General features: G+C 73.5%; 24 protein-coding genes. 13 read left to right on the plus strand and 11 right to left on the minus strand.

Annotation, left to right across the window (positions count from 1 at the left end):
* Window positions 1-97: 97 nt before the first annotated feature.
* Together AC5L38_RS29745 and AC5L38_RS29750 are read right to left on the minus strand one after the other, a co-directional pair.
* The gene (locus tag AC5L38_RS29745; RefSeq protein ID WP_495246139.1) at window positions 98-913 is read right to left on the minus strand and encodes an SAM-dependent methyltransferase; all 816 of its coding nucleotides are present in this window, start codon (window positions 911-913) and stop codon (window positions 98-100) included.
* Between the two features lie 237 nt (window positions 914-1,150).
* Window positions 1,151-1,651 carry an ATP-binding protein gene (locus AC5L38_RS29750; RefSeq protein WP_495246140.1) on the minus strand — a complete coding sequence of 167 codons (501 nt, stop codon included), beginning with the start codon at window positions 1,649-1,651 and terminating at the stop codon, window positions 1,151-1,153.
* A 231-nt stretch (window positions 1,652-1,882) separates the two neighbouring features.
* On the opposite strand from AC5L38_RS29750, the gene AC5L38_RS29755 reads away from it, so the two are divergent.
* From AC5L38_RS29755 to AC5L38_RS29765, 3 genes are all read left to right on the plus strand, one after another.
* On the plus strand, window positions 1,883-2,119 hold the full coding sequence (locus AC5L38_RS29755) for a DUF397 domain-containing protein (RefSeq protein WP_495246141.1): 237 nt from the start codon (window positions 1,883-1,885) through the stop codon (window positions 2,117-2,119).
* A gap of 127 nt (window positions 2,120-2,246) precedes the next feature.
* The gene (locus AC5L38_RS29760; protein WP_495246142.1) at window positions 2,247-3,164 is read left to right on the plus strand and encodes a Sco1979 family transcriptional regulator; all 918 of its coding nucleotides are present in this window, start codon (window positions 2,247-2,249) and stop codon (window positions 3,162-3,164) included.
* 211 nt (window positions 3,165-3,375) lie between these two features.
* Window positions 3,376-4,986: an SDR family oxidoreductase gene (locus AC5L38_RS29765; protein WP_495246143.1), complete on the plus strand. Its 1,611-nt coding sequence runs from the start codon at window positions 3,376-3,378 to the stop codon at window positions 4,984-4,986.
* A gap of 25 nt (window positions 4,987-5,011) precedes the next feature.
* Here the strand turns inward: AC5L38_RS29765 and AC5L38_RS29770 are convergent, their stop codons facing one another.
* Window positions 5,012-5,557, minus strand: a complete 546-nt coding sequence (locus AC5L38_RS29770) for a TetR/AcrR family transcriptional regulator (RefSeq protein ID WP_495246144.1) — start codon at window positions 5,555-5,557, stop codon at window positions 5,012-5,014.
* A 93-nt stretch (window positions 5,558-5,650) separates the two neighbouring features.
* Here AC5L38_RS29770 and AC5L38_RS29775 point away from each other — a divergent pair, with 93 nt between their 5' ends.
* On the plus strand, window positions 5,651-8,164 hold the full coding sequence (locus AC5L38_RS29775) for a molybdopterin-dependent oxidoreductase (RefSeq protein WP_495246145.1): 2,514 nt from the start codon (window positions 5,651-5,653) through the stop codon (window positions 8,162-8,164).
* Between the two features lie 160 nt (window positions 8,165-8,324).
* Window positions 8,325-9,248 (plus strand): FAD binding domain-containing protein, encoded by a 924-nt coding sequence (locus AC5L38_RS29780; protein WP_495246146.1) that lies wholly within the window; start codon window positions 8,325-8,327, stop codon window positions 9,246-9,248.
* 49 nt (window positions 9,249-9,297) lie between these two features.
* On the opposite strand, the gene AC5L38_RS29785 is transcribed toward AC5L38_RS29780, so the two are convergent.
* The 4 genes from AC5L38_RS29785 to AC5L38_RS29800 all read right to left on the minus strand — a co-directional run bounded on the left by AC5L38_RS29785 (window position 9,298) and on the right by AC5L38_RS29800 (window position 13,207).
* Window positions 9,298-9,969, minus strand: coding sequence for a response regulator (locus AC5L38_RS29785; protein WP_495246147.1), 672 nt, complete (start codon window positions 9,967-9,969; stop codon window positions 9,298-9,300).
* Complete coding sequence (locus tag AC5L38_RS29790; protein WP_495246148.1) at window positions 9,966-11,189, minus strand: sensor histidine kinase; 1,224 nt, start codon at window positions 11,187-11,189, stop codon at window positions 9,966-9,968. The genes AC5L38_RS29785 and AC5L38_RS29790 overlap by 4 nt, the downstream gene beginning before the upstream one ends.
* 264 nt (window positions 11,190-11,453) lie before the next feature.
* Window positions 11,454-11,927 (minus strand): low molecular weight protein-tyrosine-phosphatase, encoded by a 474-nt coding sequence (locus AC5L38_RS29795; protein ID WP_495246149.1) that lies wholly within the window; start codon window positions 11,925-11,927, stop codon window positions 11,454-11,456.
* 2 nt (window positions 11,928-11,929) lie between these two features.
* On the minus strand, window positions 11,930-13,207 hold the full coding sequence (locus AC5L38_RS29800) for a cytochrome P450 (RefSeq protein ID WP_495246150.1): 1,278 nt from the start codon (window positions 13,205-13,207) through the stop codon (window positions 11,930-11,932).
* Between the two features lie 322 nt (window positions 13,208-13,529).
* Here AC5L38_RS29800 and def point away from each other — a divergent pair, with 322 nt between their 5' ends.
* From def to AC5L38_RS29825, 5 genes are all read left to right on the plus strand, one after another.
* A complete protein-coding gene (gene def, locus AC5L38_RS29805) occupies window positions 13,530-14,078 on the plus strand; it encodes a peptide deformylase (RefSeq protein ID WP_495246151.1) in 549 nt (182 codons plus the stop codon).
* 227 nt (window positions 14,079-14,305) lie between these two features.
* Window positions 14,306-14,695 (plus strand): pyridoxamine 5'-phosphate oxidase family protein, encoded by a 390-nt coding sequence (locus AC5L38_RS29810; protein WP_495246152.1) that lies wholly within the window; start codon window positions 14,306-14,308, stop codon window positions 14,693-14,695.
* Window positions 14,688-16,145 carry a precorrin-6y C5,15-methyltransferase (decarboxylating) subunit CbiE gene (gene cbiE / locus AC5L38_RS29815; RefSeq protein WP_495246153.1) on the plus strand — a complete coding sequence of 486 codons (1,458 nt, stop codon included), beginning with the start codon at window positions 14,688-14,690 and terminating at the stop codon, window positions 16,143-16,145. The genes AC5L38_RS29810 and cbiE overlap by 8 nt, the downstream gene beginning before the upstream one ends.
* Window positions 16,142-16,885 carry a precorrin-4 C(11)-methyltransferase gene (gene cobM / locus AC5L38_RS29820; protein WP_495246154.1) on the plus strand — a complete coding sequence of 248 codons (744 nt, stop codon included), beginning with the start codon at window positions 16,142-16,144 and terminating at the stop codon, window positions 16,883-16,885. Before cbiE ends, cobM begins: the two co-directional genes overlap by 4 nt.
* Window positions 16,886-16,907: 22 nt before the next feature.
* Entirely contained in the window at window positions 16,908-17,714 is an 807-nt protein-coding gene (locus tag AC5L38_RS29825; protein WP_495246155.1) for a cobalt-precorrin-6A reductase, read from the plus strand.
* Between the two features lie 21 nt (window positions 17,715-17,735).
* On the opposite strand, the gene AC5L38_RS29830 is transcribed toward AC5L38_RS29825, so the two are convergent.
* On the minus strand, window positions 17,736-18,560 hold the full coding sequence (locus AC5L38_RS29830; protein WP_495246156.1) for a DUF2599 domain-containing protein: 825 nt from the start codon (window positions 18,558-18,560) through the stop codon (window positions 17,736-17,738).
* A gap of 244 nt (window positions 18,561-18,804) precedes the next feature.
* Here AC5L38_RS29830 and AC5L38_RS29835 point away from each other — a divergent pair, with 244 nt between their 5' ends.
* Window positions 18,805-19,284 (plus strand): NUDIX hydrolase, encoded by a 480-nt coding sequence (locus AC5L38_RS29835; protein WP_495246157.1) that lies wholly within the window; start codon window positions 18,805-18,807, stop codon window positions 19,282-19,284.
* Here the strand turns inward: AC5L38_RS29835 and AC5L38_RS29840 are convergent, their stop codons facing one another.
* The 3 genes from AC5L38_RS29840 to AC5L38_RS29850 all read right to left on the minus strand — a co-directional run bounded on the left by AC5L38_RS29840 (window position 19,285) and on the right by AC5L38_RS29850 (window position 23,808).
* Entirely contained in the window at window positions 19,285-21,018 is a 1,734-nt protein-coding gene (locus AC5L38_RS29840; protein ID WP_495246158.1) for an ABC transporter ATP-binding protein, read from the minus strand.
* The gene (locus tag AC5L38_RS29845) at window positions 21,015-22,844 is read right to left on the minus strand and encodes an ABC transporter ATP-binding protein (RefSeq protein ID WP_495246159.1); all 1,830 of its coding nucleotides are present in this window, start codon (window positions 22,842-22,844) and stop codon (window positions 21,015-21,017) included. Before AC5L38_RS29845 ends, AC5L38_RS29840 begins: the two co-directional genes overlap by 4 nt.
* A gap of 67 nt (window positions 22,845-22,911) precedes the next feature.
* Entirely contained in the window at window positions 22,912-23,808 is an 897-nt protein-coding gene (locus AC5L38_RS29850) for an alpha/beta hydrolase (protein WP_495246160.1), read from the minus strand.
* A 95-nt stretch (window positions 23,809-23,903) separates the two neighbouring features.
* Between AC5L38_RS29850 and AC5L38_RS29855 the strand changes: the two genes are divergently transcribed.
* Window positions 23,904-24,938, plus strand: a complete 1,035-nt coding sequence (locus AC5L38_RS29855) for a PucR family transcriptional regulator (RefSeq protein WP_495246161.1) — start codon at window positions 23,904-23,906, stop codon at window positions 24,936-24,938.
* A gap of 7 nt (window positions 24,939-24,945) precedes the next feature.
* Window positions 24,946-25,077 (plus strand): hypothetical protein, encoded by a 132-nt coding sequence (locus AC5L38_RS29860; protein ID WP_495246162.1) that lies wholly within the window; start codon window positions 24,946-24,948, stop codon window positions 25,075-25,077.
* The last annotated feature ends 103 nt before the right edge of the window (window positions 25,078-25,180 follow it).

Below are 25,180 nucleotides of genomic sequence, written 5' to 3' on the forward strand. Positions count from 1 at the left end.
TCCTTTGTTGCCTGTGACACTAAAGAACCGCAGAAGGTGTGAACAGGTATCAAGGCGCAGTTAATTCATGAAAAACGTGGTTATTTCTCAAGAAAGTCTATTCCTTGCGAGCTACTCCGCCGACGACCCAGACGGAGTCCGGCCGGTGCGGCACCGCGCCCTCCGGCCGCCACTCCGGGACGTAGACGACGCCCGGCTCGACCGGTTCCAACCCGTCGAGGAAGAGCTCGACCTCGGCCTTGGTCCGCAGGTTCGCCCGGCGGGGACCGGTGATCGACCCGCTGTCCTGGAAGAGGGCGGCGAGCCTGGCCGTCCGCTCCGGGCACAGGTCCGAGACCGCGTGGGAGAGGGCCAGGTAGCTGCCCGGCGCGACGGCCTTCTGCAGGGCGGCCATGATCTGCATGATCTGCACGTCGTCGGAGAGGTCCGTCAGGACCGAGAACAGCAGGATCGCCACGGGCTCGTCGAAGTCGATCATGCCGGTGAGGCCGGGGTGCGCCAGGAGCCGCTCCGGGTCGCGGATGTCCGCCTCGATGACCGTGGCCGGGTTGTTCTCCTTCAGGAGGGCCTGGGCGTGGACGACGACCATCGGGTCGTTGTCGACGTAGACGACCCGCGCGTCGGGGGCGATGCCGCGCAGGATCTGGTGCACGCTGCCCTGGGTCGGCAGGCCGCAGCCGATGTCGACGAACTGCCGGATGCCGGTCTGCACGAGGAAGCGCACGGCGCGGCCGAGGAACCTGCGCCCCTCCCGCGACATGGCGGGGAGCTCGGGGGCGATCGAGAGTGCCGCCTGCGCGGCGGCGCGGTCGGTGGCGAAGTTGTCCTTGCCGCCGAGGAAGTAGTCGGTTATCCGGCCCGCGTTCGGGATCGTGGGATCGAACCTGACGCGCTCAGGGTGCGGCGACGCCATGATGTCCTCCGTCCAGACGTGCGGTTGCAGCGGACATTATCGACCTTCCGCCCACACTGTGATGGATTTCTTGTCAGATCCTCCTTCTAGTCATGTCACTTTTTGGGCACTCGGCCGTCCGCGGGCTGCCCACCCCGCTCGGTGTCTCGCCTCGCGTGCCCCTCGCCGGTGGCGGGCCGGGGCGCCGGAACGGATCTTCCCGGTGTCGCCGGTGGCGGGCGTTCACGTGTCGTGTCGTCAGTGGCAGGCCTCCAGATGGCGTTCCCCGCCCGAGGGCAGGGCGAAGGCCGCCCACACCGCCTTGCCGCGGCTCTCCAGCGGAGCCCAGCCCCACGTCTCGCTGACGCCGTCGACCATCTGGAGCCCCCGGCCGTTCTCCGCCTCGTAGTCGGGCTCGCGCAGGCAGGGGCCCTGGTCGCTGGGGTCGGTGACCGCGCACAGCACCGAGCGTTCGGTGTGGCAGAGGATCACCTTGACCTCGGGAAAGGAACGGGGGTGCAGGACGCCGCGGGTGCCGTGGCGCAGGGCGTTGGTCACGAGTTCGGAGACCACGACGCTGGTGTCGTCGATCAGCGGTTCCAGCGCCCAGGCTCTCAGGGACCTGGTGGTGAACTCGCGGGCGGTGCGTGCCGCGCACGGGTCGTAGCGAAGGCTGCGCACGGCCATCTGCAACTGGCCGGCGTGGCTCTCGTCGGCCCAGGGGGGCAGACCGCTCGGGGGGAGTAGGTGATCAAGCATCGACAACCACCGTTCCCACCCTCCGATCTCAGCTCGGATAGGTGTGGCTTCGTGTCTTTGGTAACCAGTCATCGGCGACCTTGCGGAGGGGGGCGATCGTATGGCGAGGTTGATCCGTCTAGTCATCTTGCCTTCCGTAATGTGCATAGGCAAGTACAGATGCACGTGCATCTGCACAAAAAGCTCTATGCTCGAGGTGTTGTCTCCCTCCCCGACCGTTGAGAGGCGAGGATGAACCAGCTGTACAGCGGCATGCCGGCCGCCCTGATGGACGGCGTCGTCTGGCGCAAGAGCCACTTCAGCAACCCCAGCGGCAACTGCGTGGAACTCGCGGAGCTCCCCGACGGCAGGGTCGCGATGCGCAACTCCCGCGACCCCGAGGGGCCCGCGCTGATCTACACCCGCCGCGAGGCCGACGACTTCGTCCGGGGTGTGAAGGGCGGGGAATTCGACGACCTGATCGTCTGAGGGTTTTGACGTGATTGAAAAATAAAACTCTCTATGGTCTAGATATGGGCGAGCGGAGTACCGTGAAGGCTCGCGATCGCCACAAAGAGTGCGCGTAGGATCGCGTTCCGCGCCCGAAGGACTGTAGATGATCACACCCAACGCCGACGACCGGCCGGTCAGCCCGACCTCCATGGTCGCGCCGCGCGGCAGTTCCACCGTGCTGCGGATCGTCCTCGGCGCGCAGCTCCGCCGCCTGCGCGAGCAGCGGGGCATCACGCTGGAGGAGGCGGGGCACTCCATCCGCGCCTCGCACTCCAAGGTCAGCCGCATGGAGCTCGGCAGGGTCAGCTTCCGCATCAGGGACGTGGCCGACCTGCTCACCCTGTACGGGGTGACCGGCGACGAGGAGCGCGAGCCGCTGCTGTCCCTCGTCGAGAAGGCCAACCTCACCGGCTGGTGGCACAACTACAACGACGTGCTGCCCCCCTGGTTCGAGACGTACGTGGGCCTGGAGGAGTCGGCCACCGGCATCCGCAACTACGAGGTGCAGTTCGTGCCCGGCCTGCTGCAGAGCGAGGGCTACGCGCGGGCCGTCATCCAGCTGGGCTTCCCCTCGGCCTCCCACGAGGAGCTGGACCGCAGGGTGAAGCTGCGCATGGCGCGCCAGCGGCTGCTGCGCCGCCCGGAGCCGCCCCACCTGTGGGCGGTGCTGGACGAGGCCGTGCTGCGCCGACCGCTCGGCGGGGTCCAGGCGATGTGCGACCAGATCGACCACATCCTGCGGGCCATCGAGCTGCCCAACGTGACCGTCCAGATCGTGCCCTTCAGCGTCGGCGGCCACGCCGCGGCCGGGGGGCCCTTCAGCATCCTGCGATTCTCCCAGCCCGACCTGCCCGACGTCGTCTACATGGAGCAGCTCACCAGCGCCGTCTACCTGGAGAAGCGCGACGACGTCGACAGCTACCTGGAGGTCATGGAGCGCCTGTGCATCGAGGCCGAGCCGGTCACGCGCACCCGTGAGATCCTCCTGGGGATGCGCGAGGACTTCCAGCGGAGGCTGTGAGCCGGCGGACGGCGATCCCCGCGAGCCGGCGGACGGCGATCCGCGAACGAGGGCCCGGGGCCAGGCACCCGGGGCCCGGGGCCTGGGGAGCCGGCGAGCACGGGGTCGTGGGCCCGGGGCGCCGCGACGACCGATGGGCCGTGCCGCGCGAAGAGGGCGCGTGACGCCGCCCGGCCGCAACCGCTGAGCGGTGCCGTACGAAAATGTGTGAATGAGATGTCTCGTGACCGGCGCGGCCGGATATATCGGAGGGCGGCTCGTCCCCGAGCTGCTGGACGCGGGGCATGAGGTCCGCTGCATGGTGAGGTCGGCCGGTCGCCTGCGCGACCAGCCGTGGGTCTCCCAGGTCGAGGTCGCCCAGGCCGACGCGTCCGACGCCGAGCAGGCGGCCAAAGCCCTTGAGGGCATCGAGGTGGTCTACTACCTCATCCACACCATGGGCGGCGGAAGCGACTTCGCCGCCGCCGACCGCGAGGCGGCCACCACCTTCGCCGCCGCGTGCGATCGCGCGGGGGTCCGCCGCGTCGTCTACCTCGGCGGCCTCGTCCCGGACGAGGGGCACTCGCACTCCGGCGGGCCCGTGCCGGGCGAGAAGCGCTCCGGTGGCCCCGTCCCGGGTGAGTCCTCCGGCGGGCCCGCGCCGGGCGGGGAGCTCTCGCCGCACATGAGCTCCCGTGTCGAGGTGGGGGAGATCTTCCTGAGCTCCTCGACGCCCGCGGTGGTGCTGCGGGCGGCGGTCATCATCGGATCCGGCTCCGCCTCCTTCGAGATGCTGCGCTACCTCACCGAGCGGCTGCCCGTGATGACGACGCCGCGCTGGGTCAGCACCAGGACGCAGCCCATCGCGATCCGCGACGTGCTGCGCTACCTCGTGGCCTGGGCCTCCGTCGAGGAGGAGGTGAACCGCTCCTTCGACATCGGCGGCCCGGACGTGCTCACCTACGCCGACATGATGCGGGTGTACGCCGACGTCGCCGGGCTGTCCCGCCGGCTGATCATCCCGGTCCCGGTGCTCAGCCCCGGCCTGTCGAGCCACTGGGTGGGGCTGGTCACCCCGGTCCCGGCGGGCCTGGCCCGCCCGCTGGTGGAGTCGCTGCGCCACGAGGCCGTGTGCGACGAGCACGACATCGCCCGCTACGTCGAGGACCCGCCCGGCGGCCTGGTCGGGCTGAGGCGGGCGATCGAGCTCGCCCTCCAGCGCATCAGGGAGGCCAAGGTCATCACCCGCTGGTCCTCGGCCTCCACCCCCGGCGCGCCCAGCGACCCGCTGCCCACCGACCCCGACTGGGCGGGCGGCAGCCTGTACGTCGACGCGCGGGCCCGCCGGGTCGACGCCGCGCCGGAGGCCCTGTGGGCGGTCGTCGAGGCCGTCGGCGGCGAGGCGGGCTGGTACTCCCTGCCGCTGGCCTGGAGCCTGCGCGGCCTCATGGACCGCATGGTCGGCGGCGTGGGCCTGCGCAGGGGGCGCCGCGACCCCAAGCGGCTCTGGGTGGGCGACTCGGTCGACTTCTGGCGGGTCGAGGAGGTCGAACCCGGGCGCCTGCTGCGGCTGCGCGCGGAGATGCGCCTGCCCGGCCTCGCCTGGCTGGAGATGCGGGTGCTCACCCACCGGGGCGAGACCGTCTACGGCCAGCGGGCGATCTTCCACCCGCGCGGCCTGGCCGGGCACCTCTACTGGTGGTCGATCGCGCCCTTCCACAGCCTGATCTTCGGGCCGATGCTGCGCAACGTGGCGAAGGCCGCCGAGCGCGGCGGCCTGCCCGTGCCCCCGGACGGCCGGGCTCCCGTCCTCGCCCCGCCCGCCTCCGGCACCTCCGGCTGAGTGACGGCGGCCGGAGGTCCGTCCGTCACGGCTCGCCGTCGCGGGCCACGAGGACGTCGACGATGTCCTCGTAGCCGATCTCCTTGTGCGTGAACTGTCCGGCCACCGCGAACTCCGCGAGGCCGTGGGCGGTCGAGAGCAGGGCCATCACCCGGGCCTTGGGCGCGGGCCCGTCCCAGGGGCCCTGGATGCCGAGCGCGGTCGTCACCTGGTCGATCGCCCTCTCCAGCTCCGGGTGGTGCCCGGCGAGGAACTCCGCGGCGAACACCAGCCGGTACTCCTCGCGGTGCGTCGTGGCGTACTCGACGTAGCTCAGGTAGAAGGCCCGCAGCCGGTCGCGCGGGTTCGTCCCCTCCCGGATCGCCGCGGCGACGTGCGCGCTGAGGTCGGCGATGACCCGGACGGCGAGCGCCGCCAGCAGCGCGGTCTTGTCGTCGAAGTGCCGGTAGGGGGCCGTACGGGAAAGGCCGGTCAGGTCGCCGACGGCGCGCAGCGTCACCGCGTCGAGGCCCCCCTCGCGCAGCAGTCTCAGCGCGCTGTCGACCAGGCGCGTCCTGGTGTCGTCCACCACGTAGGTCCTCCTTCCCGGGCATTCGTAGTTGACAACGTCAACGTACCTGGTTGACACTGTCAACATGATGTTGACGACGTCAACCGGAGAGCTATGAAGATCACGGTGAACGGGCTGCCCGCCACGGTGGACGCCGGCCCCGACGACGCCGCCGTGGACGTCCTGCGCGACGGACTCGGCCTCACCGGCACCAAGGCCGCCTGCCGTACCGGCGTCTGCGGCGCGTGCACGGTCATGGTGGAGGGGGTGCCCCAGGCGAGCTGCCTGCTGCCGTCCGCCGCGCTGGAGGATCGCGAGATCACCACCGTCGAGGGCCTCGACCACCCCGTCCAGCGGGCGCTCGCGGTCCACGACGGCCTGCAGTGCGGCTACTGCACGCCCGGGTTCGCGGTGGAGGGCGCCGCCTTCGTCGACGCCTGGCGCGCCGAGCACGGCGACGTCGCGCCGCCGCGCGAGCGGATCGCCGCAGCCCTGGCGGGCCACCTGTGCAGGTGCGGCGCGTACGAGGGTATCTACGCCGCGATCGCCGCCGCCTGCCGGGGAGAGCACGACGGCGCCGGGGGGGAACCCGCCCGGGTGGAGGCGATGGACAAGGTCACCGGCCGCGCCCGCTACACCACCGACGTGCGCCTCGACGGCCAGCTGGAAGGGGTGATCATCCGTTCCGTGAAGGCGCACGCCCGCGTCACCTCGGTCACGGTGGACGCCGTCCACGTGGTCGACCTGCTGCCGCCCGACCGTACCGTCCGCTACGCGGGCCAGCCCGTCGCCGCCGTCGCCGCCCCCACCCGCCGCGAGGCGCTGGCGATCGCGGAGGCCGCGGAGATCGGTTACGACCCGATGCCCGCCGCGCTCGACGACGCGCCGGACGCCCCGCCCGTCTACGACGAGGCCGCCAGGAAGCACGTCCCCAGCTCCAGCGAGGGGATGGAGCTGCCCGGCGGCTGGGACGGCAACGTGCGTGGCCCCTTCACCAGGGCGAGCTGGCGCGGGCGCACCGCCGTCAAGCGGATCGAGGCCGCCAGGCGCGACGCCGGTCCCCGCCTGGTGACCGGCACGTTCACCACCGCCGTCCAGGTCCACACCCCGCTGGAGCCGCACGCCTGCGTCGCCCGCTGGGACGCCGGCGGCGACCTGCACCTGAACCTGTCCACCCAGACCGTGGGCCTCGCCGCCGAGCAGGCCGCCAAGCGGTGGGACCTGCCCGCCGAGCGGGTCCACGTCGTCACCGAACACGTCGGCGGCGGCTTCGGGGCCAAGAACGGCATCGGCACGGAGGCGATCGCCGCCGTCGAGCTCGCGAGGGCCTGGGGCGCGCCGGTGCGCGTGGTGTTCAGCCGCGCCGAGGAGCTCACCGACGCGGGCAACCGCCCCGGCACCCGCACCACCCTCGAACTGCTCACCGACGACCGGGGCGACCTCGCCGCCCTCACCATGGACGTCCACGGGCGCGGCGGCGTGGCCATCGGGTCGGCCGTCGCGGTGATGGCCCGCCTCATGTACGGCACCGCGCCCCGGCGGCTCCGCGACTACGACGTGGTCACCAACGAGCCGCCCGGCACCCCGTTCCGCGGGCCGGGGGCGCCGCCCATGCTCTGGGCGCTGGAGCAGGCGGTGGACGAGGCCGCCCACCGCCGGGGCGAGGACCCGATCGCGCTGCGCCGCCGCTGGGACGGCAACCGCAAACGGCACGCCCTCTACGACCTGGCCGCGGCCCTGCCCGGGTGGACGACCAGGCCGCGCACCGGTTCCCAGACGGGCCGCTTCCGCCGGGGCGTCGGGGTGGCCGCCGCCAACTGGCCCTACATGCTCGACCCCGGCACGGAGGTGGAGCTGCGCGTCGAGGGCGACGTGGTCGTGGCCCGCACCACGACCCAGGACATCGGGACCGGCATCCGCACCGTCATCGCCGACGTCGTACGCGAGGAGCTGGGGCTGCCCGCCGAGCGCGTCCGCGTCGAGATCGGCAGGACGGGCACCGTGCACGGGCCGCCCTCGATCGGCAGCCGCACCACGGCCTCGGTGGCCCCCGCCGCGCGCGACGCCGCGCGGCGCCTGCGGAAGCTGGGCGTGACCGACGGCGCCAAGGCCGTCGGCGGGCGCCGCCGCGACCGGCGCGGCTACGTCACCCCGTTCCCGATGGGCGGCATCGCGATCGGCCGCGGGTTCAGCGGCTCCGTCCACGTCACCGAGGTCGAGGTCGACACCCGCCTGGGCGCGATCAGGCCGCTGCGGGTGTGGGCCGGGATCGCGGTGGGCCACATCTACGCCGAGCGGCTGGCGCGCAGCCAGTGCGAGGGCGGCGTCGTGCAGGGCATCGGCTACGCCCTGTACGAGGAGCGCCTGGTCGACCCGGTGACGGGAACCGTGCTGACCGCCAACCTCGACGACTACCGCGTCCCCGGCATCGGCGACACCCCCGAGATCACCGTCCACTTCCACGAGGAGGGATGGGACCACGTCAACGGCAACGGCGTCGGGGTCGGCGAGATCTCCACGGTCGGCGTGGCCGCCTCGGTGGGCAACGCCGTCCACAACGCCACCGGCTGGCGCCCCCACGACCTGCCCATCCGCCCCGACCGGCTCCTTGAGGGGATCGGCCGATGATCGTCTTTTCGCGACGGCGGCGGCTGAAGCCGGATCCGTCCCTGGCTCCGGACCTGGCCTCGGACCTGGCCTCGCCTCTGGCTCAGGGCCGCGCGAAGGGGCGCCCGACGGCCTTCTCCCCGGAGCACCGCCCCTGGAATCCCACACTGGAAGGCGTTCGATGACCGTACTCACCGACCTCGGCGAGGCCGTGCGGCGCGGCGGCGAGTTCCGCGCCGGAGGCACCGACCTGATGGGCCGCCGCGCGGCGGGACCGCACGTGGACCTGCGCGGCCTGCCCGGCCTGTCCGGCGTCACCTGGCAAGCGGACGGCTCCGCCCGGATCGGCGCGCTGACCACGGTCGCCCGGGTGGCCCGCGACACGCGCCTGGCCGATGCCCACCCCTGCCTGACGCTGACGGCGGCGGGTCTGGCCACCCCCCAGATCCGCGAGGTGGCCACCGTCGGCGGCAACCTGCTGCAGCGCAACCGCTGCGCGTACTTCCGCAACCCGGCCTTCTCCTGCCACCAGAACGGCGGCGACCACTGCCCGGCCCGCGCCGGGCTCGCCCCGAACGCCGCGATCCTCGACAGCGGCCCGTGCGTCGCGCCGCACCCGTCGTCGCTGGCGGTGGCCCTGCTCGCCTGCGACGCCTCCGTCGAGGCGCACGGCAGGGACGCGTTCCCGATCGCCGACCTGTACGGAGACGGCTCGGACCCGTCCCGCGACCACCTGCTGTCGCCGGGGGAGATCCTCCTCTCGGTCGTCCTGCCGCCGCCCGTGCCGGGGGAGCGGGCCGCCTACCACCGGGCGATCGGCAGGTCGGAGGCCGAGTGGCCGCTGGTGGAGGCGGCGGCGCGGCTGGTCGCCGACGACGGGAGGATCACCTTCGCCAGGGTGGCCGTGGGGGGCGTGGCCCGCGTCCCCGTCCGCCTGCCCGAGGTCGAGGAGGCGCTCCTGGCGGGCGAACCCCTGGACCGGGCGGCCGGGCTGGCCACCGCCCGGTGCGCTCCGGCGGCCCGTGACCACTACAAGCTCACGCTGCTCGCCGGGACCGTCCTGGAGGTGCTGGAACGCGCGACCGGAACCGGCGAGGCCCGCTGACCGGTCCCGCTTCGTGGTTCGTGCCCTGGTTCGCGTTCGGCCGTACGGCCTAGCGGGGCGGGCGCGCCGCCGTGACCAGGCCCGTCTCGTAGGCGACGATGACGAGCTGGGCCCGGTCACGCGCGCCGAGCTTGCCGAGCAGGCGGCCCACGTGCGTCTTCACGGTCGCCAGGCTCAGGGTCAGGCGGTCGGCGATCTCCGTGTTGGACAGTCCCCTGGCGATGAGCTCCAGCACGTCGAGCTCCCGCCCGGTGATCCCGTCGAGCCCGCGGGCCACCGGGCGGGCCGGTTCGGGGCGCCGGGAGAACTCGGCGATGAGCCGGCGCGTCACCGTCGGCGCGAGCAGCGCCTCACCGGAGGCGACCACCCGGATCGCGGCCAGCAGGTCGCCCGGCGGGGTGTCCTTGAGCAGGAAGCCGCTGGCCCCGGCCCGCAGCGCCGCGTAGACGTACTCGTCCAGGTCGAACGTGGTGAGCATGAGCACCCGCACCCCCAAAACGCCCGCCGGGCCGCAGATGCGGCGGGTCGCCTCGATGCCGTCCATCTCCGGCATCCGCACGTCCATGAGCACGACGTCCGGCGACCCGTCGCGCGCCAGCCGCACCGCCTCGGTGCCCGTCCCGGCCTCGCCGACCGTCACCAGGTCGGGCGCGGTGTCCACCAGCACCCGGAAGCTCCCGCGCAACAGCGCCTGGTCGTCGGCCACGAGCACCCGGATCACAGCGCCTCCCCGCCCGGCACGCGTGTCTCCCGGTGCGGTGTGCGCGTCCCCTCGTCCGGCATGCGTGCCTCCCCGTACGGGATGCGGGCCGAGACCCTGAACCCGCCCTCCGGCCGGCGCCCGGCCGTGAAGCTCCCGCCGTACATGGCCACCCGCTCGCGCATCCCGATCAGCCCGTGCCCCGGCCCGCCGGGCGGCGTCCGCCCGCCGGGACCGTCGTCGGCGACCTCGACCCGGACCTCGCCCCCGCCCGCCTGGATCGAGACCCGGCACCGGGCGGGGGCGGCGTGCCTGACGACGTTGGTCAGCGCCTCCTGGACGATCCGGTGGACCGACAGCTCCACCCCCTCGGGCAGGCCGGTCGCCCGGACGTCCAGCTCGACGCGTACCCCGGCCGTCGACGCCCGCTCCGCGAGGCCGGTGAGACCCGCGAGACCGGGGGAGGGGGCGAGGGCGGGCGGCGCGTCGAGGTCGGAGCGGAGGACTCCCAGCAGCTGGCGCATCTCGGCCAGGGCGCTCCTGCTGGTGGTCTCGATGACGCGCAGCGCGTCCGTGGCCTCCTCGGGCCGTACGGCGGCGACGTGGTTGGCGATGCCCGCCTTGACCGCGATCAGGCTCATGCTGTGCGCCACCACGTCGTGCAGCTCGCGGGCGATCCGCAGCCGCTCCTCGGCCACCGCCCGGCCCGCGAGCTCCTCGGCCGCCCGCGCCGTGTACGCCCGCCGCTCGCGCACGGCGCGACCCGCGACCCAGGCGCCGCCCATGAACGCCACCCCCACCAGCAGCGGCCCGGCGACTCCGGGCGCCGGGGCGGGGGTGCCCGTCGCCGACAGCGTCAGGACGGCCACCGCGCCGCAGGCGCCGATCGCGATCGTGGGCTCCCGCCGGGGGCGGGGCCGGGTGAGGGCCACCAGGTAGAGCGCGAAGGCCGCCGCCGCGAACCTGTCGTGCACCGTGCCGAGGAGGACGAGGGACACCAGCGACGCCGCGAGGACGGCGCAGAAGACGGTGAGCGGCCACAGCCGCCGCACCGCGAGCGGCAGGGTGGCCCCGGCCAGGATCAGCAGCTCCGCCCACCCGGGCACCGCCGGGTCCAGGCGCCCGGCGCCGAACAGCAGCAGCGTGAGCGCGTACCCCGCCGCCCCCAGGGCGTCGAGGCGGACGAGCCGGGCGCGGCTCCAGTGCCGCGGGAAGAGCGAGTCGTCCACGGTGAGGTCCACGATGAGACCGTATCCGCCGGGTTCGCGTCCCCGCCTCCTCCCGTGGGATGTCATCCCCGGGGCCGACCCTCCCGCGCGAGGGGCAGGGGCGACCACCGATCGTCAGGGGCAGGTCCCCGATCGGGAGCGGGCGGCGGCCACCTCGCGAAACGGCCGGCCGGGGGAGGCCGGTCTTTGATCTACTTTGTAAAGGCGGTGGCGCGGGTGAGATCCCGTCGCGAAAAGACCCTCAACGGCCATGAAGGCGCCGAAGGCGGAGGAGATCTACTTGAGGGTGGTCGCCAGGTGCTCGGCCAGGCCCTTGGAGGCGGCCTCGACCATCTCCAGCACCTCGGCGAAGCCCTCGCGCTCGCCGTAGTAGGGGTCGGGCACCTCGGCGCCCTCGGGGGCGGCGGGGTCGAAGGAGCGGAACAGGCGCACGTCCGCGCCCTCGGGTGCCAGGCGTCGCAGGGCGCCGAGGTTGTGGGCGTCCATGGCGAGCACCAGGTCGACCCGGTCGTACCAGTCGCTCAGGAACTGCCGGGCCCGGTGCTCCGAACCGTCGTAGCCGTGGTCGGAGAGCGTCTGGGCGGCCCGCGCGTCCATCGGGCCGCCCTGGTGCCAGCCGCCGGTGCCCGCGCTGTCGACCGTGACGAGGTCACCGAGACCGTGGTCGTCGAGGGTCTTCCTCAGCACGACCTCGGCCATGGGGGAGCGGCAGATGTTCCCCATGCACACCACGCATATGCGATAACTCATGCCTACCAGGATGCCGCCTGCCTGGGGTGCGCCGGCCGGGGGAGCGGGGGAGCGGGGGAGGGGGTGTCGCCGAAGCGGATCCCGGTCTCGGTCCGGGGGAGCGGGCGCACCCCGGGGCGCAGCAGGACGCGCCGCACCACCTCGGGGACGATCGCGGCGCCCAGGTGCCGTCCCAGGCAGAGGTGCGGGCCGTGGCCGAAGTGCAGGCCCGTGTGGGAGGGCCGGTCGGCGCGGAAGGCGTCGGGCTCGGGTACGGCGTCCGCGTCGAACATCGCCGAGGCGACGCAGGCGAAGACCAGCGTGCCCGCCGGGATGAGCGTCGCGCGCGGGGTGCCCGCGGCGAGCACGTGGTCGCTCTCGCACAGGCGGAAGATCGTCCGGTTGGGCGGGGCGAACCGCAGGGCCTCCCAGACATGGGCGTCGAAGGGCGCCGGATCCGCCTCCGCCGCCGCGGCGACGGCCGCCCTCCGCAGGCCGTCTCGCGACAGGAGCTCCCTGGTCGCCCCGGCCACGGCCTGCGCGGTGTTCTCCACCGACCCGACGAGCAGGCCGGCCAGGTTGGCGAGCACGCGCCGGTCGCCGAAGGCGACCTCCTCCGGCGGCCGGCCGCGCAGCAGGCGGGTCAGCACGTCGTCGGGGACGGCCCCGCCGCGGTCGAGGTGGGCCCGCCGGTCGTCGATCACGTCGTGGAGGCGGTCGCGCAACCGGGCGCCGGCGTCCAGCGAGGCGGCGTGGACCGCGGGGTCGCCGTGCAGGTTCTTGAAGATGTCGCTCTGAGCCGCCCGCGACCACGTGGACAGCTCGTCGAGCCCGATGCCCGCCAGCCCGAAGTACTCGCGGCAGAGGCGTAGCTGGACGTGGCGGGCCAGCTCCGCGACCGCCTCGATCCGCCCGCGGGGCCGGGCGCGGTCCAGGGCCTCGTCGGTGAAGCCGGCGGCCATGCGACGGACCCGGGGCACGTCCTGGACGGGCAGCACGCTCTGCATGAGACCCCGCTCCGCCCAGTGCAGCGGCGTGTCGTCCTGCGACAGCATGAAGCCGCCGCCCAGGAAAGGGTCCACGCGCGGGGCGTAGAGCCGGACGGTGAAGACGCGCTCGCGCGACAGCACCTCGACGACGTCGGGGAAGCGGGTCACCAGGGTGAGCAGCGGCGTGTGCATGATCGGCCGCCGCTCCCGCAGCTCGGCGAAGAACTCTCGCCACTCGTCGCGGATCCAGGAGACGACCAGGGCGGCCCGCCCGCCCTCCTCCGCCGATTCGTACCGGTCGAGAAACGACATCGATCCCCTCAGGTCGCCACCGGAATGCCGGGTCAAGTGGTAACACGCAGAGTAATCAATAGTCAACGATGAGTAATCGATTGGAGCTCCGGCCCGGGTGCGTCCCCGGTTTCGCGAGCCCGGCGGTTTTCCCGGGGGCAGGGGAAGCGATCAGGCGTACGTGATGTTCGATGGGCTCGTAGGCATTGTCGGCAGGGTGGAGGTCCCGGTGGGAGAACTCGGTGAAGGTGAAGACGTCAAGGAACGGCTCCGGGCTCCGGACGATCGGCATGTCGCCGTGAGGGTCGCGCCCGACGCCGTCCTCACCCCGGGGGGCTGAGCGATGGAGGCGAGTGGAGAGGGCCGTCCCGCGCCCATCCGTCACGTCGGCGACCCGGTGCTGCACCGGCCCTGCGAGCCGGTCACCCGTTTCGACGAGAACCTGGCCACGCTGGTGCACGACATGTTCGCCAGCATGTACGCCGCCGACGGCGTGGGGCTCGCGGCCAACCAGATCGGGGTCCCCCTGCGCGTGTTCGTCTACGACTGCCCGGACGACACCGAGGAGTACCGCAAGGGCGTCGTGGTCAACCCGGTCCTGGTGCTGCCCGAGGCCGCCTCGCGCACCCTGGCGGACTACGACGAGGGCTGTCTGTCGGTGCCTGGGCAGCGGGCGTCGCTCGCCAGGCCCGACCGGGCGGTCGTGCACGGTGTCGACGTCACCGGGGTGCCCCTGACGGTCGAGGGAACCGGGCTGCTGGCCCGGTGCCTGCAGCACGAGACGGACCACCTCGACGGCCGCCTCTACATCGACCGGCTCCCGGCGGAGCGGCGTGAGGAGGTCCTGCGGGCCTACGAGGAGGAGCGCGACCGGCCCGCCTCGGAGGACTGACCGGCGCCCGGCCCGAGGGTGATGACCGGAGCCGACCGGCACCGGCCCGAGGGACCGGTCGACGGCGCCGCTCCGACCGGGGCGGCGCCGACCGGCTTCGGGCCGGTCCGGCGGGCGGGGCGGAGCGGGGGAGAGCGCGCCGGCGTGAGCGGTGCCGGGTCGGGCGGTGGACGCGGTCCGGGGCTACCATGTCGCCCGGTAGAACGGTATCGGGGAAGGATCGGCTGTTGAAGGAACTCGGGGAGGAGCTCCGCGCCTTCTGGCGGGAGCGTCACCTGTGCACGATGAGCACCGTGCGCGCCGACGGCACACCGCACGTCATCCCGGTGGGGGTGACGCTGGACGCCGACGCGGGGATCGCCAGGGTGATCACCTCGGGTGGGTCGCACAAGGTCCGCCACGTGCTCGCGGCGGGGGACGAGGGCGCGGCCGTCGCGGTCTGCCAGGTGGACGGGAGGCGCTGGTCGACCCTGGAGGGGCGCGCGGTGATCCGTACGGACCCCGAGTCGGTCGCCGACGCCGAGCGCCGCTACACCGAGCGCTACCGCGCGCCCAGGGAGAATCCCGCCCGCGTCGTGGTTGAGATCCGCATCACCCGGGTGCTGGGCAGTGTCTGACCTCGTCGACCCTGACCTCGCCACCCTCACCACCCTCGGCCCCGTCACCGCCGTCGTTCCCGATGCCGACGTCCTCGACGCGGTCGTCACCGTCGTCGGCGTCGGGGACGACGGCTGGGCCGGTCTCTCCGAGGCGGCGCGGCGCGAGCTGCGCGCCGCCGAGGTCCTGATGGGCGGCGCCCGGCAACTGGGGCTCATCCCGGAAACCGGTGCCGAACCCGGTGCCGGGCACGGCGTCGAACACAGTGCCGGGCACGGCGTCGAGCACGGTGTCGAAATCGGGGGCGGGTCCGGTGTTGAACACGGCGTCGAGCACGGTGTCGGACCGGGCGTCGGGTCCGGTGTCGGGCCGGGTGTCGAGCGTGTCGTCTGGCCCTCGCCGCTCCTCCCGGCCCTGCCCGCGCTGATCGCCTCACATCGGGGGCGCAGGGTGTGCGTGCTGGCCAGCGGCGACCCCATGTTCCACGGCATCGGCACGACCCTCGTGCGGCTGCTCGGCGCGGACCGGGTCCGGGTCCTGCCGCACCCGTCGTCGGTCTCCCTGGCCTGCGCCAGGCTCGGGTGGGCCGCCGACCGGGTCGAGGTGGTCAGCCTCGTGGCACGCCCTCTCGAGACGCTGCACCCGGTCGTCCACGACGGTCGCCGCGTCCTGGTCCTCAGCTCCGACGGCCGTACCCCGGCCCGGGTCGCCGGGTTGCTCGCGGCCCGGGGCTACGGCGCGAGCTCGGTGACGGTCCTGGAACGGCTGGGCGGCGCCGGGGAGCGCGTGGTCTCCGGTACGGCCGCGACCTGGTCCCCGGCCGTGACCCACGACCTCAACGTCGTCGCCGTGGAGTGCCGCGCCGACGCCGGGACCGTACCGCTGCCCCGCCTGCCCGGCCTGCCCGACGAGGCGTTCGAGCACGACGGCCAGCTCACCAAGAGCGAGGTGCGCGCGGTCACCCTGTCCCGGCTGGCGCCGGTACCCGGCGAACTGCTGTGGGACGTCGGCGCGGGGGCGGGCAGCATCGGCATCGAGTGGATGCGCGCGCACCCGGACAACCGGGCCGTCGCGGTGGAGTCCCACCGGGAGAGGGCGGCCGGGGTCGCCCGCAACGCCGCGGCGCTGGGCGTCCCCGGTCTCGACGTGGTGACCGGTGCCGCGCCCGCCGCGCTCGCCGGGCTGGAGGAGCGGCCCGACGCCGTCTTCATCGGCGGCGGGGTGACCGTTCCCGGGATGGTGGAGGCGTGCTGGGAGGCGCTGCGGCCGGGCGGCAGGCTGGTGGCCAACGCGGTGACCGTCGAGTCCGAGGCGGTCCTGGCGCTCTGGCACGGCAGGCTCGGCGGCGGCATGGTCAGGCTCGCGGTCAGCAGGGCGGCCCCGGTCGGCGGGTTCACCGGCTGGCGGCCCATGATGCCCGTCACGATCTGGACCGCGGTCAAGCCGCCCGCTCCGGAGGGGGAGCTATGACGGTACGTTTCGTCGGCGCCGGTCCGGGCGCCGCGGATCTCATCACCGTGCGGGGCCAGCGGGCGATCGCGTCCGCGCCGGTGTGCCTGTACGCCGGGTCGCTGGTCCCGGCCGAGCTGCTGGAGTCGTGCCCGCCGGGGGCGCGGCTGGTCGACACCGCCAGGATGGCCCTGGAGGAGATCGTCGCGGAGATGGTCGCCGCTCACGAGGCCGGGCACGACGTGGCCAGGCTGCACTCCGGCGACCCGTCGGTGTTCAGCGCGATGGCCGAGCAGATGCGGAGGCTGGACGCCGAGGGGGTGCCGTACGAGGTGATCCCGGGCGTGCCCGCCTTCGCCGCCGCCGCGGCGTCGCTGCGGCGCGAGCTGACCGTGCCGGGGGTGGGGCAGACGGTCGTGCTGACCCGCACCTCGGTGCGCGCCACCCCCATGCCCGAGGGCGAGGACCTCGGCACGCTCGGCCGCAGCCGGGCCACGATGGTCCTGCACCTGGCGGTGCAGCGCGTCGAGGCCGTGGCGGCCGAGCTCGTCCCCAACTACGGCGCCGACTGCCCGGTGGCCGTGGTGGCCAGGGCCAGCCGCGACGACGAGGTGATCCTGCGCGGCACGCTGGCCGACATCGCCGGGCAGGTCCGCGAGGCGGGGATCCTCCGCACCGCGGTGATCGTCGTCGGCCGGGTGCTGACCGCCTCGGAGTTCCCCGACAGCCACCTGTACTCGGCCGCCCGCTGCCGTGACTGACCCCGTGTTCCGAGGTGACGGCGTGCCGGACACGCTGAACGTGCTGATACTGGGCGGCACCGACGAGGCCAGGCGGCTGGCCGCCGCGCTCGACGGCCGCGCGGGGACGCGCGTGGTGTCCTCGCTGGCGGGCCGGGTACGCGACCCGAAGCTGCCGGTGGGGGAGGTGCGCGAGGGCGGTTTCGGCGGTCCCGACGGGCTCGCGGCGTGGCTGGCGGAGCACGACGTCCACGTCGTCGTGGACGCCACGCACCCGTTCGCGGCCAGGATGACCGCCTCCGCGGTGGAGGCGGCGGGCCGGACCGGCCTGCCGCTGCTGATCCTGCGGCGGCCGGGCTGGCAGGAGGCTCCCGGCGACGACTGGCGCTGGGTGCCCTCCCTGGAGGCCGCCGCCGGGCTGCTGCCCTCGCTGGGGGAACGGGTGTTCCTCACCACGGGACGCCGCAGCCTGCCGGTCTTCGCCGGACTCGACGGCCAGTGGTTCCTGGCCCGCTCGGTGGACATGCCGGGGCCGGTCGTCCCGCGGCGCCTGGAGGTGCTGCTCAGCCGGGGGCCGTTCACGGTGGAGGGCGAGCGGGCCCTGATGCGCGAGTACCGGGTGGAGGTGCTGGTCACCAAGGACAGCGGCGGTGAGATGACCACCGCCAAGCTGCTGGCCGCCCGTGAGCTCGGGCTGCCGGTCGTGATCGTGCGCCGCCCGCCCCCGCCCGAGGGGGTGGTCTCCGTGGGGACGGTCGAGGCCGCGCTCGCCTGGCTGGAGACCACGACCGCCCCCGCCCCCGCCCCCGCCCCCGGTTCCGGTTCCGGTTCCGGTTCCGGTTCCGCGTGACGGTCCCGGCCGGGGCGCGCGTCACCAGTTGCAGCGATGTGACACTACGTTGGCGGCTTTCGCCCAGGAGACGTTGGGCCTGGAAGCCTCGAGATCCCAGGTCGGCCCCCCGCCGATTTTCGCGTTCTTCGCATAGGCGACGTGACACCACAATTGTTTGTACAGGGAATCCCGTTTGGCGGACGTCAAATCGTTGGGGACCTTGACGCATGCCCGCAGCGCGTTCCACATGCTTCCGGTGAACGCCGCCCCGGCCACACGGGCCGCGGTGGTGGGACGAATGGAAACCGCCCAGTTGTCGTTGTAGAAATATCCGTTCGCCCGCGACATCCAGCGGCTGCCGCACTGGTTGTCCGAGCGGCCTACCTGGTCGTTCACCGGGCCGTTGCATTCGGGTTGGTACGATCCGTCCAGCGCGTACTTGCAGCCGTACCAGGTCATCTTGACGTACCCGGATCGGCCGGGGATGGTGACGTTCCGTTCGCGCGGCCCCCCGCCGTCGCAGGCGACGCCGCCGGTCCAGTTCCAGCGGCTGGAACCGTTGACCCGGTAGCGGACCTTGATCCCCCAGCCGTCGCCGCACATGACGTCCTTGATGGTGAAGGAGTTGTATCCGCGGTCCAGATTGTGCGGGCCGGAGTTGAACCAGACCTCCCCCGCCGCGTTACCCGCCGCGTGACGGACCCACACATGGCTGGTCGCCGCGTCCGCCGTGCCCGTCACCCCTGACGACAGGACCAGTACGCCTACGGTCAACGCCGCGAGACGTCGTGCGATTCTCCCCGCGGGCCTCGCGGGACAAGCGGTCGGAAAAACGCCGCCGGAGGTCGAGCCCGTCTGTTTCACGCGGTCTCCTTGAGGATCTGCCGACATACGGAACCTGAACAATGGTCACTCTCCGGCTGGAATCCTGGGAATCTATAAGGTTCCAGGGGACCGCCATTCCAGGGCAGTCGAGTGGGCGCGGTAAAGAAGGGCGAGGACTTCGACGCGGATAATCCGCCGGACGGAACTCGAAAAGGTGCCGTCAGCGGGTGCCCGGCCGTGTCGGTCGCGGGCCGGCTCGAACGTGAGCGCTCACCATGAACGTATGGAACAAGTCCTTGCCCAAGACACGAAGGGGAACGCGCTGATGGCGTTCCTGCCGGCCGCACACGTCGCCGACGTGCCGGACGACGCGCCGATGCCCGCGGCTCTGGTCGCGGTCTGGTGCGGCCGGCACCTGCTGCTGGTCTTCGACCGCTTCCGCGGGGAGTGGGAACTCCCCGGCGGCAGGATCGATCCCGGCGAGACACCTCTCCAGGCCGCCGTACGAGAACTCCACGAGGAGAGCGGCCTGCTCCTTCCCACCCTCACCCTCGCCGGATACGCGCGCTTCCGGCTCGTCGGCCCGCCACGTGAGGAATACGCCGCGATCCACACCGCCCACGTCCCCGCCCTCCACCACGCCTTCACCCCCAACCAGGAGATCGGCGCCATCCGCTGGTGGGACACCGCGGGCGCTCCGCCCGGCGACACCCAGGTCATCGACGTGGTCCTGGCGGAACACACCCGCCTCCGACCCCTGTGATCACTCCTTGAGGGGGCGTCGGCGAGTGCCGGCCGATGTCGTGGAGATCTCCCAGAAATCGGCGTAGCGGCCACCTCGGCGCAGCAGGTCGTCGTGGCCGCCCTCCTCCACGATCCGGCCGCCGTCCAGGAAGACGACGCGGTCGGCGCGCCGGACGGTCCGCATCCGGTGCGCCACCGTCACCACCGTCCGGCCCGCCATCAGGCGCTCGATCCCCTCGTGGACGGCCGCCTCGTTCACCGGGTCCAGGGCGGAGGTCACCTCGTCCAGCAGCACGACGGGCGCGTCCTTCAGCAGCGCCCGCGCGATCGAGACCCGCTGGCGCTCACCGCCCGACAGCAGCGCGCCGCCCTCGCCGACGTTCGCCGCCCATCCGCCGGGCAACCGCTCGATCACCTCGTCCAGCCGCGCCGCGGTCGCCGCCGCCCGTACCTCGGCCTCGTCGGCGTCGGGACGGCCCAGGCGCACGTTGTCCTCGATCGTGCCGTCGAAGAGGTAGACGTCCTGGAAGACGATGGCGATCCGCGACATCAGCACCTCGGTACGGATGGCGCGCACGTCCACGCCCCCCACGCGCACCACGCCCTCGTCCACGTCGTGGAACCGGGCGAGCAGTTGCAGCAACGTGGTCTTCCCCGCCCCCGAGGGGCCGACGACGGCGAGCCGCTGCCCCGCGGGCACGGACAGGGACAGGTCGTCGATCACCGTGCGGCCACCCTGCCGGAAGGTGACGGACTCGAACTCCAGGTCGTGGCGTACCGGCTCGACCGGTTCGCGGGCCTGCGGCAGCGGCTCGGTGCTCAACACCGCGTCGAGTCTGGCCAGCTCGAAACGCGCGCCGCGCAGCTTGCCGCCGATGTCCGACAGTGACAGCAGCGGATCGGCGCAGCGGGCGGCGAGCACCAGGATCGCCAGCACCTCCGCCGTGCCGACGATCCCGCCGAGCGCGAGGTAGGCGCCCAGGGTGAGCAGCGCGGTGAACACCGCCTGCACCGTGAGCGTCAGGCCCAGCACGCCGGGCAGCGCCGCCAGCGTGGAACGGCGGGACGCGCGCTGGAGCCCGGACAGCGCGTCGTCGAGCGAGCGGAAGTGTTCGGCGGTCCGGCCGCCGGCGCGCAGCACCGGCTGGGCCTGGAGGTACTCGATGACCCTCCCGGTGGCCTCGTCGCCGCGTTCGGCGCGCTCCGCGTCACCGGCGGCCGTCGAGCGTCCCGTCCAGACCTGGACCGCCGCCACGACCGGTACGGCGGCCAGCGCGGCCAGTCCCATGGGCCGGTCGAAGGCGAGCATCACGACCACGATCGTCAGCGGGGTCACGCAGGCGGAGACGAACGGTGCCAGCAGGTGCGCCGCCACGCCCATCGCCCGCAGGACGCCCTCCCCGGCCAGGACCGACACCTCCCCGACGCGGCGGGCGGTGAACCAGCCGAGGGGCAGCCGGGCCAGGTGGTCGCCGAAGCGGCGGTACACGCCACGCAGCAGCGCGGTCCCGACGTGGAAACCGGACAGGTCGCTGCGGTGGCGCAGCACCGCGTAGCCCGCGACCGCGGCCCCGAACGCGATCAGCCAGGGCCGGGCGTCCGCGGGCGCGCCCCCGAACAGCGCCCGCAGCACCGGGACCATGAGGGCGTAGGACAGACCCTCGGCCATCGCGGTCACGGTCATCAGGGCCACGGTGCGGCGCATCGGCCGGGCGTACTCGTGTCCCAGCAACCGCAGCAGCATCCGGATCATCGGAGCTCGCCTCCTCGGGGTGCGCCGGCAGGGGTCTCGACCTCGTCGGCGATCGCCGACCGGTGGGCCCGCCAGAACGCGGCGAACCTTCCGTCCCGTGCCAGCAGCTCGGCGGGCTCGCCACGTTCGACGATCACCCCGTCCTCCAGCACCACGACGGTGTCGGCGTCGGCGACCGTCTCCAGGCGGTGGGCGATGACCAGGATCGTCCGGTCGCCCGCCGGCGTCGCCAGGGCGTCGCGCACCGCCCGTTCGGTCCGCGGGTCGGCGAAGGCGGTCGCCTCGTCGAGCACCAGGACGGGCGCGTCGGCGAGCAGCGCGCGGGCGATCGAGATCCGCTGCGCCTCCCCGCCCGACAGCGTGACGTCCTCACCGATCACCGACTCGTATCCGCGCGGCAGCTCCAGGATCCGATCGTGGACGTTCGCCAGCCGGGCGGCGCGGACCACGTCGCCGGGGCCGGCGCGCGGCACCGCGAGCGCGATGTTGTCCGCGACCGACGCGCGCAGCAGGCGGACGTCCTGGAAGACGAAGGAGACCATCCGGTGGAGCTTTTCGCCGCCGAGCTCGCGGAGATCCACGCCGCCCAGCAGGACCGAGCCGTGGGTCGGGTCGAAGAAGCGCGGCAGCAGCCGGACCAGCGTGGACTTCCCGCTTCCCGACGGCCCCACGATCGCGGTGACCGTCCCCGGTTCGAGCACCAGGTCGACCCCGCGCAGCACCTCGTGACCGGCCTCGTAACCGAACCGGACGTCACGCAGCTCCACCCGGTGTCCCCGCGGCGCGACCGGGTGCGCGGGCTCCGGCAGCGGCCGTACGGCGAGCACGTCCCGGATCCGGCCCAGCGCGCGCCGGGCTGTCTGCAGGTCGTCGAAGCCGTGGCCGAGAGCCGCCACCGGGGCGGTCAGCCCCAGTCCCAGCAGCAGGAAGGGGAGCAGGTCCGCCGCGACCATGGAGCCGGTCGTGATCAGGGCCGTGCCGCCGGTCAGCACGACCAGCAGCACGAACGGCGGCGACAGCGCCAGCTGCATCCCCGCGGCGATCCCGGAGATGCCGAGCACCCAGCGGGAGAAGACGCCGGCGAAGTCGTCCGTGGCCGTGAGGAACTCGCGGTGGGCGCGCTCGCCCCCGCCGAACGCCTTGACGACCGAGATCCCCTGCACGAACTCGACGGCCGTGTTCGAGATCCGTCCCATCGCCTCGTCGCGCGCCTCCTGCTCGCGCAGGCGGGCCGGGGTCATCATCAGCGGGACGAGCGCCACCGCCAGCGCCACCGGGATCATCGTGATCAGCGTGAGCCGCCAGTCGATCGTGAACAGGTAGACCAGCGACACCAGCGGCACCACGAACGCGGAGACGAGCTCGCCGGGGGCGTGGGCGATGAGCGGGTGCACGGCGCTCACGTCCTGCCCCACGACCTTCGCCAGCTCGCCGGTCCGGCGCCGGGAGAACCAGCCGATCGGCACGCGCCCCAGCCGCGCGGCCAGTCGCCGGCGCAGCGACAGCTGCACCCGGTCGTCGAGAACATGCCCGATCCCGGACGACGCGGCGGTGAGGAGCAGCTTAAGGAACAGGCCGGCCGCACCGGCGATCACGACGGTCCGGACATGACCGTGATCGACCGGGCCGGGCGACAGCAGGGTGCGGCCCAGTTCGACGACCGCCAGCAGCGGCGCCAGCCCCGCGACGGCACCGATGATCTGCAGGACGGCGACGGCGGCGAGACCCCGCCGGTAGGGCCGCAGCAGCCCTGCCACGCTGTGTCCCGCCTCCGGTGCGGGCCGTGCCCTCGCCTCGGTGACGTCGGTGACGCCGGTGGCGTTCATCGCTCTCCCGTCCTCGTTGTTCTCGTTGTTCTCGTGGTGATCGGGCAGGGGGCCGTCCGCGTCGGCCTCAGTCGGCCAGGGCGCGGCGCAGGGCCGCGGCGAGCTCGGCGATCTGCCGCTGCGACACCTCGGCGGACAGGATCGCCTGCGAGCCGTGGAAGGTGCCTGGCCACTGGTGCAGCTCGACCGACACGCCCGCCTCCAGCAGGCGCAGCGCGTAGCTGATGTCCTCGTCGCGGTTCGGGCAGAGCTCCGCGGTGGCGATGTAGGCGGGTGGCAGGCCGGACAGGTCGGTGGAGCGCGCCGGGGCGGCGTACGGCGAGGCGGGCGCCGCGCCCAGGTAGTGCCGCCAAGCCGCGGTGATCTTGTCGCGGTTCATCCAGGGCGTGTCGGTGAAGTGCCGTGCCGACCAGGTCTCCTGCCGGTCGTCGAGGCTGGGCTGGTTGAGCAGCTGGAAGCGGATCCGCGGCCCCTGCAGGTCACGCGCCCGCAACGCCGTCGCGGCCGCGATCCCCGCGCCGGCGCTGTGACCTCCGACCGCGATCCGCCCGGGGTCGACGCCGAGCTCGGCCGCGTGCTCGGCCGCCCAGGTCAGCACGGCGTAGGCGTCGTCCAGGGCGGCCGGGAACGGATGCTCGGGGGCGAGGCGGTAGCCCACCGAGATCACCACCACGCCGGAGGTGTCCGCGAGCCGGGTGGCCCAGGGGTGCTCGGTGTCCACGTCGCCCATGACGAATCCGCCGCCGTGCAACCAGACGACGGCGCCCCGCGCCCGGTGCGGGCGGTAGATCCGCACCGCCACGTCCGGGTCGGCGGGCACCGTACGGTCCTCGACCTCCATGTCCGCGACGGCGGGTACCGGTACCGCGGTGGCCAGCTCGGCGAAGTTCTTGCGCTCGATCACCGGGTCGGTCAGGTCCGCCCGGGGGAACAGCGGGATGAATGCTTCAAGTTCGGGATCCATGGCCACGATCCTCACAGCCGGAGTCCCGGGGATCATCCGCCACTCGTCGGGCATTCCACCCTTGTCGCGCGACGATCGCCGCATATCCTTCGGGCATGGAGGCATTGGCCGCACGGCTCTCGCAGCTGGACGCGGAGGCCGGGGGCGCGCTCCGCGTCGTGATGTTCTACGACACGCTGATGCGCCGACGGGTGGATCTCCCGGCGCTCGCGCGGGCCTCGGCGGGCCTGGCCGAGTGCGTGGCCGGGGTCCGGCTGCACGGTACGGGGCGGGTGATCCGCATGTCGCCCGGCGGCGGGGAGACGTCCGCCCCGGCGCCGCCCGCGTCGACCACGACGCCGATCACCCTCGACGGGGAGGAGGTCGGCACGGTGTGGCTGGAACGCCCCGGCCCGCCCGGCCCGCTCGACGAGCTGCTGCTGGACCGGCTCGCCATCGCTGCCACGGCGGTCGTCGAGAGGTACGGCCCGGCCCGCACGACCATGGCCGACCCCGCGCTCGTCGAACTGGTGATCAGTTCCGGCGGCGACGAGGCGGCCAGGGCCCGGGCCCTGCGACTACTGGGGTTCGCCGCCGACCTGCCGATCCGCGTCATCGCCGTACGGTCGCGGCGCCCGCTCGACCAGGTCGGCGGCCTGATCTGCCCGACCCGCCCGGTGAAGGCGGCCCCGGTCGCCGACGTGGGCGTCATCCTGGCCACCACCATGGACCCGGCCCGGTTCCCGGCGGGCGTGCGCGCGGGCATCGGCGCCGCCGAGAGTCCCGACCGATCCTGGCGGGAGGCCCGCACCGCCCTCCGCTTCACCACCGCCCGCCGGCCGGTCGTCCACCACGACGACCTGGGCGTGCTGGCGTTGCTCGCGCAGGTGCCCCGGGACGCCGCGCGGGACAACGCCGACGTGATGGCGATCGCCCGGATGGCCGGCAACCCGGAGGATCTGGACACCCTGGACGCCTACTGCGCCACCGGTTCCCTGCGCCGGGCCGCCGACCTCCTCCACCTGCACCACAGCAGCGTCTCCCGCCGCCTCGAACAGATCGGAAGGACCCTGGGCGTCGAACTCACCGAGCCCGCCGGCCTGATACGGGCCGGGGTCGCCCTCACCACCTGGCGGCTCCTCGACGACTGAGGCCGCGATGAGCGCCGCCCTGACGCCGGCCCTGGGGCTGACGCTGCCCGCTCCCGCCCAGGCCCACGCCGGCGCCGGCGACGCTTACGCGCAGGCGTGGAACGGTGGCCTGCACCAGCGGTGGAACCACGACGGGTAAGCGTGTCACCGAGTTCTCGCCTCGTCCGGCCTCGCCGGGGACGGGCCGCCGGCGGGGCCGCGGTCGTCGACGCGCTTCACCTCGCCCCGCGTCCGCGACCAAC

Source organism: Streptosporangium nanhuense (assembly GCF_059358815.1).

What these genes read in the sequence shown, in the direction of transcription:
- AC5L38_RS29745 (WP_495246139.1), bottom strand. Translation starts at nt 913, where the DNA reads ATGGCGTCGCCGCACCCTGAGCGCGTCAGGTTCGATCCCACGATCCCG.
- AC5L38_RS29750 (WP_495246140.1), bottom strand. Translation starts at nt 1,651, where the DNA reads ATGCTTGATCACCTACTCCCCCCGAGCGGTCTGCCCCCCTGGGCCGAC.
- AC5L38_RS29755 (WP_495246141.1), top strand. Translation starts at nt 1,883, where the DNA reads ATGAACCAGCTGTACAGCGGCATGCCGGCCGCCCTGATGGACGGCGTC.
- AC5L38_RS29760 (WP_495246142.1), top strand. Translation starts at nt 2,247, where the DNA reads ATGATCACACCCAACGCCGACGACCGGCCGGTCAGCCCGACCTCCATG.
- AC5L38_RS29765 (WP_495246143.1), top strand. Translation starts at nt 3,376, where the DNA reads ATGAGATGTCTCGTGACCGGCGCGGCCGGATATATCGGAGGGCGGCTC.
- AC5L38_RS29775 (WP_495246145.1), top strand. Translation starts at nt 5,651, where the DNA reads ATGAAGATCACGGTGAACGGGCTGCCCGCCACGGTGGACGCCGGCCCC.
- AC5L38_RS29780 (WP_495246146.1), top strand. Translation starts at nt 8,325, where the DNA reads ATGACCGTACTCACCGACCTCGGCGAGGCCGTGCGGCGCGGCGGCGAG.
- AC5L38_RS29795 (WP_495246149.1), bottom strand. Translation starts at nt 11,927, where the DNA reads ATGAGTTATCGCATATGCGTGGTGTGCATGGGGAACATCTGCCGCTCC.
- AC5L38_RS29800 (WP_495246150.1), bottom strand. Translation starts at nt 13,207, where the DNA reads ATGTCGTTTCTCGACCGGTACGAATCGGCGGAGGAGGGCGGGCGGGCC.
- def (WP_495246151.1), top strand. Translation starts at nt 13,530, where the DNA reads ATGGAGGCGAGTGGAGAGGGCCGTCCCGCGCCCATCCGTCACGTCGGC.
- cobM (WP_495246154.1), top strand. Translation starts at nt 16,142, where the DNA reads ATGACGGTACGTTTCGTCGGCGCCGGTCCGGGCGCCGCGGATCTCATC.
- AC5L38_RS29835 (WP_495246157.1), top strand. Translation starts at nt 18,805, where the DNA reads ATGGAACAAGTCCTTGCCCAAGACACGAAGGGGAACGCGCTGATGGCG.
- AC5L38_RS29840 (WP_495246158.1), bottom strand. Translation starts at nt 21,018, where the DNA reads ATGATCCGGATGCTGCTGCGGTTGCTGGGACACGAGTACGCCCGGCCG.
- AC5L38_RS29845 (WP_495246159.1), bottom strand. Translation starts at nt 22,844, where the DNA reads ATGAACGCCACCGGCGTCACCGACGTCACCGAGGCGAGGGCACGGCCC.
- AC5L38_RS29850 (WP_495246160.1), bottom strand. Translation starts at nt 23,808, where the DNA reads ATGGATCCCGAACTTGAAGCATTCATCCCGCTGTTCCCCCGGGCGGAC.
- AC5L38_RS29855 (WP_495246161.1), top strand. Translation starts at nt 23,904, where the DNA reads ATGGAGGCATTGGCCGCACGGCTCTCGCAGCTGGACGCGGAGGCCGGG.
- AC5L38_RS29860 (WP_495246162.1), top strand. Translation starts at nt 24,946, where the DNA reads ATGAGCGCCGCCCTGACGCCGGCCCTGGGGCTGACGCTGCCCGCTCCC.